Source organism: Pseudoxanthomonas sp. LARHCG66 (assembly GCF_052871755.1).
This window is the reverse complement of sequence record NZ_JBIXJW010000005.1, coordinates 235,746-246,836: the sequence shown is the minus strand read 5'-3', so window position 1 is coordinate 246,836 and position 11,091 is coordinate 235,746. Positions and strand designations below refer to the sequence as shown.

Annotated in this window: 13 protein-coding genes and 2 pseudogenes; 5 read left to right on the top strand and 10 right to left on the bottom strand. The window is 65.9% G+C overall.

Translation table 11 applies throughout. From position 1 onward, the window contains the following. The 5 genes from ACIPRS_RS16100 to ACIPRS_RS16080 all read right to left on the bottom strand — a co-directional run. Positions 1-513: flagellin N-terminal helical domain-containing protein (locus tag ACIPRS_RS16100; protein ID WP_446539278.1), on the bottom strand; the 513-nt coding region annotated here is incomplete at its 3' end. Between the two features lie 90 nt (positions 514-603). Beyond that, positions 604-1,749, bottom strand: coding sequence for a flagellin (locus ACIPRS_RS16095; protein WP_142124887.1), 1,146 nt, complete (start codon positions 1,747-1,749; stop codon positions 604-606). Between the two features lie 79 nt (positions 1,750-1,828). Next, a complete protein-coding gene (locus tag ACIPRS_RS16090) occupies positions 1,829-3,025 on the bottom strand; it encodes a flagellin (RefSeq protein WP_446539277.1) in 1,197 nt (398 codons plus the stop codon). A gap of 288 nt (positions 3,026-3,313) precedes the next feature. Next, the gene (locus ACIPRS_RS16085; RefSeq protein WP_446539276.1) at positions 3,314-3,886 is read right to left on the bottom strand and encodes a hypothetical protein; all 573 of its coding nucleotides are present in this window, start codon (positions 3,884-3,886) and stop codon (positions 3,314-3,316) included. Next, a complete protein-coding gene (locus tag ACIPRS_RS16080) occupies positions 3,870-4,724 on the bottom strand; it encodes a hypothetical protein (RefSeq protein ID WP_337732090.1) in 855 nt (284 codons plus the stop codon). The genes ACIPRS_RS16085 and ACIPRS_RS16080 overlap by 17 nt, the downstream gene beginning before the upstream one ends. 165 nt (positions 4,725-4,889) lie before the next feature. Here ACIPRS_RS16080 and ACIPRS_RS16075 point away from each other — a divergent pair, with 165 nt between their 5' ends. Beyond that, a complete protein-coding gene (locus ACIPRS_RS16075; protein ID WP_446539275.1) occupies positions 4,890-5,300 on the top strand; it encodes a hypothetical protein in 411 nt (136 codons plus the stop codon). A 65-nt stretch (positions 5,301-5,365) separates the two neighbouring features. Here ACIPRS_RS16075 and ACIPRS_RS16070 read toward each other — a convergent pair whose 3' ends face one another. After that, positions 5,366-5,773, bottom strand: coding sequence for a GFA family protein (locus ACIPRS_RS16070; RefSeq protein ID WP_446539274.1), 408 nt, complete (start codon positions 5,771-5,773; stop codon positions 5,366-5,368). On the opposite strand from ACIPRS_RS16070, the pseudogene ACIPRS_RS16065 reads away from it, so the two are divergent. Continuing rightward, positions 5,772-6,461 (top strand): annotated as a pseudogene (locus ACIPRS_RS16065) (helix-turn-helix transcriptional regulator); the annotation flags it as partial. The gene ACIPRS_RS16070 and the pseudogene ACIPRS_RS16065 overlap by 2 nt on opposite strands. 94 nt (positions 6,462-6,555) lie before the next feature. On the opposite strand, the gene ACIPRS_RS16060 reads toward ACIPRS_RS16065, so the two are convergent. After that, a complete protein-coding gene (locus ACIPRS_RS16060; protein WP_446539291.1) occupies positions 6,556-6,924 on the bottom strand; it encodes a DUF6053 domain-containing protein in 369 nt (122 codons plus the stop codon). On the opposite strand from ACIPRS_RS16060, the gene ACIPRS_RS16055 reads away from it, so the two are divergent. After that, positions 6,833-7,093 carry a DUF6053 domain-containing protein gene (locus ACIPRS_RS16055; protein ID WP_446539290.1) on the top strand — a complete coding sequence of 87 codons (261 nt, stop codon included), beginning with the start codon at positions 6,833-6,835 and terminating at the stop codon, positions 7,091-7,093. The genes ACIPRS_RS16060 and ACIPRS_RS16055 overlap by 92 nt on opposite strands. On the opposite strand, the pseudogene ACIPRS_RS16050 reads toward ACIPRS_RS16055, so the two are convergent. Next, positions 6,975-7,556, bottom strand: a pseudogene (locus ACIPRS_RS16050) (TetR/AcrR family transcriptional regulator); the annotation flags it as partial. The gene ACIPRS_RS16055 and the pseudogene ACIPRS_RS16050 overlap by 119 nt on opposite strands. A gap of 8 nt (positions 7,557-7,564) precedes the next feature. Beyond that, a complete protein-coding gene (locus tag ACIPRS_RS16045; protein WP_192202628.1) occupies positions 7,565-7,822 on the bottom strand; it encodes an acyl-CoA-binding protein in 258 nt (85 codons plus the stop codon). A 152-nt stretch (positions 7,823-7,974) separates the two neighbouring features. Between ACIPRS_RS16045 and ACIPRS_RS16040 the strand changes: the two genes are divergently transcribed. Together ACIPRS_RS16040 and ACIPRS_RS16035 are read left to right on the top strand one after the other, a co-directional pair. Then, entirely contained in the window at positions 7,975-9,963 is a 1,989-nt protein-coding gene (locus tag ACIPRS_RS16040) for an SDR family oxidoreductase (protein ID WP_446539273.1), read from the top strand. Positions 9,964-9,969: 6 nt separating this feature from the next. After that, complete coding sequence (locus tag ACIPRS_RS16035) at positions 9,970-10,599, top strand: hypothetical protein (RefSeq protein WP_446539272.1); 630 nt, start codon at positions 9,970-9,972, stop codon at positions 10,597-10,599. Between the two features lie 29 nt (positions 10,600-10,628). On the opposite strand, the gene ACIPRS_RS16030 is transcribed toward ACIPRS_RS16035, so the two are convergent. Then, positions 10,629-11,048: a group II truncated hemoglobin gene (locus tag ACIPRS_RS16030; protein WP_446539271.1), complete on the bottom strand. Its 420-nt coding sequence runs from the start codon at positions 11,046-11,048 to the stop codon at positions 10,629-10,631. Positions 11,049-11,091 lie beyond the last annotated feature (43 nt).

The following is an 11,091-nucleotide window of genomic DNA, read 5'->3' as shown; positions in this document are numbered from 1 at the left end:
GCCCAGTGCATCGGCCTGTGCATCGACAACCTTGTCGATCGCGATGGCCTGCGACGCATTGGCACCGACCTGAAACAGCTGGCTGGTGAACGAACCGTCCAGCAGCTTGGTGCCGTTGAAATCGGCCTGCTTGGCGACGCGGTCGATTTCGGAGGTCAGCTGCTTGACTTCGGCATTCAGCGCAGCGCGGTCGGACGAAGAGTTGGTCGCGTTGGCCGACTGCACCGACAGCTCACGGATGCGCTGCAGGTTGTTGCCGATTTCGGTCAGCGAACCTTCGGCGACCTGGGCCAGCGAGATGCCGTCGTTGGCATTGCGCACGGCAACGTCCAGGCCACGGATCTGGGTGCTGAAGCGTTCGGAGATGGCCAGACCGGCGGCGTCGTCCTTGGCGCTGTTGATGCGCAGGCCGGACGAAAGACGCTGGATGGTGGTGGCCAGTGAAGCCCCGCTGCTGCTCAGATTGCGCTGCGCATTCAGCGAGATGGTGTTGGTGTTGATGACCTGTGCCATGGAAGTTTCCTCTAGGCGGGATTACGAAGGGGAGAAGCCCGGGCCGGAAGGGGGGGCGATGGAGACCACCCGTTCCGGCGCTTCACCGCGTTAGCGGAGCAGGCTGAGCACGTTCTGGGGCACCTGGTTGGCCTGGGCCAGCATGGCCGTACCGGCCTGCTGCAGGATCTGGGTGCGGGTCAGTTCGGCGGTTTCCTTGGCGAAGTCGGTGTCGCGGATGCGGCTGCGCGAGGCGGCCAGGTTTTCCGAGCTGGTCTGCAGGTTGGCGACCACCGAGGTGAAGCGGTTCTGCACCGCACCCAGGTCGGCGCGCGCGCTGTTGACCGAGGTCAGGGCAGCGTCGACGATTTCCAGGGCCTTCTGCGCGCCTTCGAACGTGGTGATGTCCAGGTCCTTGGCGAACTGTGCGGTGCCGGCCGTGGCCGCCGTGGTCGCGGCCGTCAGGCCCGAGCCGGTGACCGTGCCGCCCACGACCAGGTCGGTGTCGGCCTTGACCGAGGTCAGGGTGACCTGGTCGGCGTCGACCGAGGCGTACACGCCGGTCTCGCCCAGCTTGGCGTTGATGGCAGCGGCCAGACCCTTGGCGATGTCCTCACCGCTCGTGCCGTTCGTGTACTCGACGTCCGCGATGGTCACACCGTTGATGGTCAGGTCGGCGATGCTGCCGTCGGCGGCGGCATCGGCGATGGCCGCGCTGGTGACGTCGGCGGCGAACTTCACGTTGCCCAGTGCATCGGCCTGTGCATCGACAACCTTGTCGATCGCGATGGCCTGCGACGCATTGGCACCGACCTGAAACAGCTGGCTGGTGAACGAACCGTCCAGCAGCTTGGTGCCGTTGAAATCGGCCTGCTTGGCGACGCGGTCGATTTCGGAGGTCAGCTGCTTGACTTCGGCATTCAGCGCAGCGCGGTCGGACGAAGAGTTGGTCGCGTTGGCCGACTGCACCGACAGCTCACGGATGCGCTGCAGGTTGTTGCCGATTTCGGTCAGCGAACCTTCGGCGACCTGGGCCAGCGAGATGCCGTCGTTGGCATTGCGCACGGCAACGTCCAGGCCACGGATCTGGGTGCTGAAGCGTTCGGAGATGGCCAGACCGGCGGCGTCGTCCTTGGCGCTGTTGATGCGCAGGCCGGACGAAAGACGCTGGATGGTGGTGGCCAGTGAAGCCCCGCTGCTGCTCAGATTGCGCTGCGCGTTCAGCGAGATGGTGTTGGTGTTGATGACCTGTGCCATGAGTTCTACTCCTTAGGCGTTTTCTGCACGGGGGAAAAGTTTTCCAACGATCCCCGCCGTGCCGCCGGGGATACCTGGTTCAGCGTTGCAACAAGCTCATTACGTTCTGCGGCACCTGGTTGGCCTGGGCCAGCATGGCCGTACCGGCCTGCTGCAGGATCTGGGTGCGGGTCAGTTCGGCGGTTTCCTTGGCGAAGTCGGTGTCGCGGATGCGGCTGCGCGAAGCGGCCAGGTTTTCCGAGCTGGTCCGCAGGTTGGCGACCACCGAGGTGAAGCGGTTCTGGATCGCGCCGAGGTCGGCGCGCGAGCCGTTCACGGCCGTCAGCGCCTTGTCGACGATTTCCAGGGCCTGCTGGGCGCCGGCGAAATCCGAGATGTCCAGGTCGGACACGAACTTCGGCACTTCGCTGGTGGCGACGGCCGTCGCGGTGTACGTGCCGCCCGTGATGGCGACGCCGAAGGCCGCGAAGTCGCCGTTGGCGTCCACGCTGGTCTTGACCGAGGTCAGCTCCAGGCCGGTGCCGGCGGCATCGACGTTGGCGTAGATGCCGGTTTCGCCGAGCTTGCCGTTGATATGGGCGGCCAGCGCCTTGGCCGCGGCTTCGTTGGTGGCGGCGACCGAACCGGCGCTCTTGACGGTCAGGTCGTCGAAGGCGACGGCATTGCCGGCGCTGTCGGTGAGGGTAAGGCCGCTGATGGTGATGTCCGCCGTGGCGGAAGCCGCGGCCGTGATGGCCAGCGTGCCGCTGTCGAACTGCGAACCGCCCAGGGTCAGGGCGCGGGCATCGACCACCTTGTCGATGGCGATCGCCTGGCCGGCGTTGGCGCCGACCTGGAACAGCTGGCTGGTGAACGAGCCGTCCAGCAGCTTGGTGCCGTTGAAGTCGGCCTGCTTGGCGACGCGGTCGATTTCGGAGGTCAGCTGCTTGACTTCGGCATTCAGTGCCGCGCGGTCGGAGCTGGAGTTGCTGGCGTTGGCCGACTGCACGGCCAGTTCGCGGATGCGCTGCAGGTTGTTGCCGATTTCGGTCAGCGAGCCTTCGGCGACCTGGGCCAGCGAGATGCCGTCGTTGGCATTGCGCACGGCGACGTCGAGGCCGCGGATCTGGGTGCTGAAGCGTTCGGAGATGGCCAGACCGGCGGCGTCGTCCTTCGCACTGTTGATGCGCAGGCCCGACGACAGGCGCTGGATGGTGGTGGCCAATGAAGCGCCGCTGGTGCTCAGGTTGCGCTGAGCGTTGAGCGACATCGTGTTCGTGTTGATTACCTGTGCCATGTTCGTCTCCTCTTATTTGGATTCACGGCGTTGAAGGGAAAAGACGCTGCCGATTTGTTTTGTGGTGGCTAGTCGTCTTCGTGTTGCGAAATGAATAACGGCGCTGCCGAAAAAACCTTTAGGGCAGGCGCGAAAAAATGTGTTAGGCCACGTAATCGCGCGGGAAAACCAGCGGTTTCCGGGGGGCGCGAAGTGGCCTAAAGAACGGGTGCGCGATGCCGCTAAGCGGCGGCACGGCAGGGACGGTGTGATCGGGGTGCGCCGCTGCGCGGCGCGGCGGCGCCGGCCTCAGGGCTGCGGCGTGCGCCAGGCGTCGGCGGGATCGGCCAGCAGCAATACGCCGGGCATGCGGTATTCGCAGCCGATCAATGTGCGTTGCCTGAGACCGGGGTGTTCGCCGGGATAGATCACCAGGGCATGGAAATCATCGAGGGCGCCGGACAGGGGCGCATCGCGGCTGTCTTCCAGCGCGCGTTCCAGCTGCGCCGCCGCCTGCTCGATGGAGTCATCCACCAGCAGCAGGACGCGGTTGTCGGTGATGACGACGGCATCGCTGTGATGCCCCCACGCCTGCACGGGTTCGGCCAGGCGGTAAAGATCCATCATCGGCGCGCTGAATTGACGCTCGGTCTGGGTGAATTCCGTCGGACGCTCGCGGCGGAGCCGTTGCAACAGGGTGGCGAGATCGCCATTGGCCGTGCGGCAGGTGAGGGCATCGAGCAAGGTATCGGACGGTGCGCCGGCCGCAACGGGCGAGGGCGCGGGTGGCACGTCGGTAACCGACTGTGCTGACACGACAGGCACGCCAGCCAGCCACAGCGCGGCCAGCACGAAGAAAACCGTCTTACTCGATCTGCGCATTCGCGTGGGCAGCATCCAGCGCTTCCATGGCGTCGCGCGGCTTGAGCTTGCCGGCTTTCTCGAACGAGGCCGCCGCGGCGTCTTCCTTCTTGTCGCCGTGAAGCAGCAGCAACACGTTCGCGTATTCCACGTGCGCGATGGGCGAATCCGGTGTCAGCTTGAGCGCGGTCCTGATATGCGACTCGGCTTCACTTGCCTTGGCACCGTAGGTCAGGCCGCCGATCATCGCGCCGATCTTGTCGATGATCTCGGCGTGGTACAGCGCCAGCGCGGTATGCGCTTCGGCATGCTTGGGATCCAGTTCCAGCGTGGCGTCCAGTGCGGTGCGGACCTTGCCCGCGATGCCCTGCTTGAGCGCCTTGGCGATGCTCAGGCCCTGGCTGTAGCGGCCGAGCGCGAAGGCGTGCCGGTAATGACTGTTGGCTTCCCCGGGCAGCGCCTTGATGGCGGCTTCGGCCAGTTTCGCGGCCTGTTCGAAGCGCTTGAGTTGCTCGGATTCGTCTTCCACCAGATAGGTGGCATGGATGCCCAGCGCCTTGACCGCGACCGAAGCGCCCAGCGGGCCCAGGGCTTCACCGGCCTCATACGCGGCCTGGAAGTCACCGCGATGGAACGCGCGCCACGCATCCTGCAGGCGCTGCGCGAGGTCGGCGGGTTCGATGCCTTTGGCTGCCTTGCCTGCGGCGGCGATCAACGCCTTGGCGCGCTTTTCGTCGGGGTAGGGCTCCTGGTCGCCGGCATGCAGCGCCGGCCACGCCTTCTTCAATGCATCGCCCGTATAGGCGTAGCCCTTGGCGTCATGCGGAAACGCAGCCCACTTCGAAGACTTTCCTGCCATTGGTCGTCCCTCCCAGGATGCGGGGAGCATCGCCGCGAACGCGGTCGTCAGGCAACCCCTACGCATTCCGTCGCGCGAGCGGCCAATAGTGTGATTGCTCGACGCCGGCAGGACAGCATCGCGTCATGGAAGCCGGCCATCGTGGTCGGCATGTGGACTGCCCCCATGGCCGCCAGGAAGACCACCCGCAAGACCCCCGAACCCACCCTCCGCCACGTCTGGCTTGCCGGACTGGGCCTGATCGCCGTCGCGCGCCGTGAAGCCGTCGCGGCCGCCACCGATGCCGCTGGCCGGTTGCAGGCGGCGCGCGAACACGCCGGGAGCTTCGCCGGCCAGGCGCAGCGCGACGTCCTTGACCGCCTGGCCGAAGTGCGTGAACAAGGCGAAGCCCGCGTGGGCCGGTTCAGTGCCGAGGTGGAAACCCGCCTGGAACCGGTGCTGACCAAGCTGGGCCTTAAGCAGCCCGCCCGGAAGGCCGCGCCCCGCGCCCGCAAGAAGCCGGCTGCCAAGCGCGCCCGCGCCACACCCGTCCGCAAGCCGGTGGCCAAGCGGCCGGTGCGTCGCAGCCGGGCCTGACGGCCCACGGACGCAACGCGTCCCGAACGCCCCGGTTCCCGGGGCGTCCTGTCATGCGGGCCCGATCAGAGATGCGCGGTGATGGCGGGTTCGGAGAACCAGTCGTTGTCGCGGCCGTTGGCGTAGCGGATCGGGACCTGCGCCAGCGCGGCCGGCTCCACGTCATCCAGGCAGGCCAGGTTCACCGAGTAGTAGCGGCCGCCGAGGACTTCCAGCTCGCCCCGGCCGAACGACTTCACGCCGCAGTGCCGGCAGAATAGATGTTCGGCCACGCCGCTGCCGAAGGGGTAGCGGGTCAGCGCCTCTTCGCCCTGCCGCAGGCGGAAAGCGTCCGGTCGGACCACCGTGCCCCAGTAGCGCGTCTTGGTACAGATCGAGCAGTTGCAACGGCCACTGCCGGCGGCCAGGTCGAGGTCGACTTCGTAGCGCACGGCGCCGCAATGGCAGCTGCCCTGGTAGGTCTGCACGGTCATGGGGTTTCCTTCCGGCGGGAGAGAGCTTCCAGTCTGGCGGACATCGAGGACAGAATCAGTCCTCAATGGGCGGCATACTGCGCCCATGCTCAGCACATCGAACCGCCTGCTCCGCCTGCTGTCGCTGCTCCAGTCGCGCCGTCACTGGACGGGCGCGGAACTGAGCCAGCGGCTGGAAATCGACCGCCGCACGCTGCGCCGCGACGTGGAGCGCCTGCGCGAGCTCGGGTATCCCATCGATGCGTCGCCAGGCCTGGGCGGCGGCTACCGGCTGGGTTCCGGCGCGACCATGCCGCCCGTGCTGCTGGAGGATGACGAGGCCGTAGCCGTGGCGGTGGCACTGCGCACGGCGGCGGCCAGCGTGGGCCGGATGGAGGACACCGCGCTGCGGCTGCTGTCCAAGCTGGACCAGTGGTTGCCGGCGCGGTTGCGCAAGCGCGCCAGTGCCCTGTATTCGGTCACGCTGTCGCTCGCCGGCGGTGCGCCCACGTCCGATGTGGACGCGCTGCTGCGCATCGCCGGTGCCTGCCGCGACGGCTTCCGCCTGCGCATGCAGTACCGCGACCGCACGCAGCGAGCCAGCGAGCGCCTGATCGAACCGCTGCGTCTGGTGCATACCGGCAGCCGCTGGTACCTGGTGGCTTGGGATCTGAAACGCGAGGACTGGCGGACGTTCCGCGTGGACCGCGTGCAGGCGCTGCACGATACCGGCACCCAGTTCCCGCCGCGCGAGTTTCCCGGCGACGTGGCGGACTACGTCGCGAAATCGATCACCCAGCCGTTCACCCGCTTCCAGGTGAGGCTGCGGCTGCCGGGGTCGGTGGAAGAGCAGGCGACACGGGTGCCCACCTGGTGCGGGATCCTGGAAGCCGGCGATGCACACCACTGCGTGCTGGAGCTGGGCGCCGAATCCGTCGAGGCGCTGCTCGCGCTGCTGGCGCTGGTGGGGCCGGAGTTCGAGATGCTGGATGATCGCGGCCTGCTGCCGGAACTGCGTGCGGCGTCGGCGCGGCTGGGCGATGCGCTGGCGGCGGCCTGATTCCCGGCTTCGCCGACGCAATGGTAGGAGGGGCTTCAGCCCCGACGCCTTTCCCACGGTCCTCGTTAATCCGACTGCACAGCGCCGGGGCTGAAGCCCCTCCTACAGGCAAGCACGCTAGTTGGTATAGGCCTGCGTCAGCGTGTTCAGGTGCACGCGTTCCGCGTCGCGCAGGAACGGTGCCACCAGCATCATCACCTGCACGATGCCCTGGCGGATGGCGGCCTGTTCGTCCTTCTCGCCACGCGTCGACGCGTAGTTCAGCCAGAAGGTGGAGATGACCAGCACGTTGGTGGCGGTGGCGGCCAGTTCCGCGGCCGACGCCCGCATCACGCCGGCCTGGCCCATGCCGCGCATCACCGCGTGCGCGCTGTCGTCGGCCCGCTTGAGAATGCGGGCGAAGCGCATGCGCAGCCGCCGGTTGCGGCTCAGGATCTCCACCAGGTCCCGATACAGGAAGCGGTAGTCCCAGATGCACTCGAACACCAGGTGCAACTGCAGCCAGATGTCCTCGAGCCCCGGCAGCCGGTCGGTGGGAGGCGTCAGCGCAGCATCCATCCGCTCTTCGTACCGCGCGAAGAGCTGCTCGATGATGTCGTCCTTGTTGCGGAAGTGGTAGTACAGATTGCCCGGGCTGATCTCCAGCTCGTCGGCGATGTGATTGGTGGTGACATGCGGCTCGCCCTGCGTGTTGAACATCGCGAGGGCGGCGTCGAGGATGCGCTGGCGGGTATCGCGCGCCACGTCGGGCTTCAGGCCAGCAGCTTCTTCACCAGGTCCACGTACTTCTTCTGTGCGTCTTCCTGCGCCGTGCCCTTGAGCTTGGCCCAGGCTTCGTACTTGGCGGTACCGACGAAATCGAAGAAACCCGGCTTGTCACCCTTCACATCACCTTCCGCGCCTTGTTTGTAAAGGCCGTAAAGCCGCAGCAACGTATCGTTGTCCGGGCGCTCGGACAGCGTCTGGATGTCCTTGGATGCCTGGTCGAACGCGCTCTTGAGGTCTGCCATGGATGATCCCTCCCATTGATCCAGGCCATCACACCACGGGTGGTGGAAGCGGTCAATGCGTGACGGGATTGTCGAATCTGGGCGGCTCTGGCAAGTTAGGCCGCAGGGCAGTCGGAGGGGCTCGCCCATACAACTTGAGGATAGGGGTCGTCATGAGCTATTTCGTCACGGGCGCCACAGGATTCATTGGCCGTTACCTGGTCGGCAATCTCCTCAAGCGCAGCGGGACGGTCCACGTGCTGGTCCGCAAGGACTCGCAGAAGAAGTTCGACGCCATCGCGAAGAAGGCCGGCTGGGACATGAGGCGCGTGTCCGTGGTGCACGGCGACATGACCAAGCCCAAGTGCGGCCTGACGCCCGCCCAGTTGCGTGCACTGACCGGCAAGGTGAAGCATTTCTTCCACCTTGCGGCGATCTATGACCTGACCGCGACCCGCGAAGCGCAACAGGCCGCCAACATCGACGGCACCCAGCACGCGCTCGACCTGGCCGCCGCCTTGAAGGCCGGCTGCTTCCACCACACCAGTTCCATCGCAGCTGCCGGGCTTTATCCGGGCATCTTCCGCGAGGACATGTTCGAGGAAGCCGAAGGGCTGGATGATCCCTACCTGCGCACCAAGCACGAATCCGAGGGGCTGGTGCGCAACGAGAAGCGCATCAAGTGGCGCATCTACCGTCCGGGCATGGTGGTGGGCCATTCGAAGACCGGCGAGATCGACAAGATCGACGGCCCGTACTACTTCTTCACCCTGATCAAGAAGCTGCGCGAGCTGCTCCCGCAGTGGGTGCCGGTGCTGGGCATCGAAGGCGGGCGCATCAACATCGTGCCGGTGGACTTCGTGGCCGACGCGATGGACCACATCGCGCACAAGCCCAAGCTGGATGGCCATACCTTCCACCTGACCGATCCCGAGCCGATGCGCGTGGGCGAAGTGCTCAACACGTTCTGCCGGGCCGGCCACGCGCCGGAAATGACCATGCGGATCGACGCGCGCATGTTCGCCTTCGTGCCGGGCAGCATCCGCATGGCGGTGGGCAACCTGCCGCCGGTGCGGCGCTTCATCGGCATGCTGCTGCGCGACTTCAAGATCCCGAAGGAAGTGTTGAAGTTCATCACCTATCCGACGCGCTTCGACAGCCGCGAGACCGAGCGGGCGCTGAAGGGCAGCGGCATCGCCGTGCCGCGCCTGGACGACTACGCGTGGCGCCTGTGGGATTACTGGGAGCGCCACCTCGATCCGGACCTGTTCATCGACCGCTCGCTGAAGGGCAAGGTGCGCAACAAGGTGGTGGTCATCACCGGCGGCTCGTCCGGCATCGGCCTGTCGACGGCGCAACGCGTGGCGGAGGCCGGCGCCACCACGATCATCGTGGCGCGTGGTGAGGAAGAGCTTTTCAAGGCGCGCGACGACATGAAGAAGGCCGGCGGCAAGGTATTCGCCTACACGGCGGACCTGGCCGACATGGCCGACTGCGACCGGCTGGTGAAGACCGTGCTGGACGAGCACGGGCATGTCGACATCCTGATCAACAATGCCGGCCGCTCGATCCGCCGCTCCATCGAGGCCAGCTACGACCGCTTCCACGATTTCGAGCGCACGATGCAACTGAACTACTTTGGCAGCATCCGCCTGATCATGGGCTTCCTGCCGAAGATGACCGAGCGCCGCAAGGGCCACATCATCAACATCAGCTCGATCGGCGTGCTGGCCAATTCACCGCGTTTTTCGGCCTACGTCGCATCGAAGGCGGCGCTGGATGCATTCAGCCGCTGCGCACAGGGCGAGTTGTCGGGCAAGGGCATCAGCTTCACCACCATCAACATGCCGCTGGTGAAGACGCCGATGATCGCGCCGACCAAGATGTACGACAGCGTGCCCACGCTGTCGCCGGAGGAGGCGGCCGACCTGCTGGTGAAGGCCATCATCGAGAAGCCCAGCCGCATCGCCACGCGCCTGGGCATCTTCGCTGCGCTGGTCAATGCCGTGGCGCCGAAGGCCTACGAGGTGGTGATGAACACCGCGTTCGAGCTGTTCCCGGATTCGGCCGCAGCCAAGGGTGACCGCAAGGCATTGAAGGAATCGGCGCCCAGCCAGGAGCAGATCGCGTTTGCTTCGTTGATGCGGGGCGTGCACTGGTAGCCATGTATGACCGGCATACGGGCATCCGCAATTCTCAAGATGGCGGTTGCTTCAGCAGTTTTGGCCGCGGCCACATTCGCGGCCATCTACGTATATCTTGCTTGGCGCGGCGCACGTATCGCAGAACGGGCGGCTGTCGAAAGCCTGGCGATTGAATCCAGGCACGGCGTGAGATGGATTCGGGAGTTCATGGGGCTGTCGCCCGCGCAGCTCGACTGCGGGCGCGGAGAAACCGTCATTGTGCTGGCGGACCTGGGATGCGGCACGGGTGGCAGTATCCGGGTTTCGTTACGTCCGGAAGCGGATGCCACGTTCGAAACCAGAGAAGACTCCATGTATCGTGTTTCCGGCGACACGTATCGGACGCACACGACTCCGTTATCGCCGGAACAACGTGATCGGTTGGCTCAGCTAGCTGTCCGATGGCCAAAGTCGATTCCCGCTGGCCGCGAGGACTGTCTCCGGATTCCGAGTTTTCCCGAGGCAATGACGCTCTGTGAAGCAGGAGTTTCCTACGGGATAGACCAAGGCGATGGCTGCGGATCTGGAGCCATCAGTCCCGCAAGCGAACTGCTCGATATCCTTGATGCCACGCTGGAGAGGTCGCCGACAGCCGGTCCCATCATCTGCATGTAGTGGCTAGTAGTGGCTAGGCCTGGATGGCGCTATGCCTCCGCCCACCGCAACGGCACCGCCTGCATGTTCCGCATGTGCAGCGCCAGCGGTTCGATCCGGGACCACAGGAAGTCGCGCAGCTCGGCGTCTTCGACCGTCTCGACCATCGCGCCATGGAAACAGGCCAGCCAGCCGCTGGCTTCCTCCATGCCGATCCGGAAGGGCAGGTGGCGGGCGCGCAGCATCGGGGCGCCGTGCTTCTGCGTGAACAGCGGTGGGCCACCCAGCCAGCCGCTGAGGAATTCGAACAGCTTCTGCTCGCTGCCGTCGAGCGTGGCGGGATGCTGCGCGCGGACGGCGGCGGCTTCCGGCAACGTGTCCATCAACGCGTACATGCGTTGGGTCATCCGGCGCAGGCCGGCTTCACCGCCGATGCGGTCGTAAGGCGTAGGAGCGGCAGGATCGTTCATTGAAACGGGAAGCGGGTCGACGGCAGCACGATCATCCTGCAGC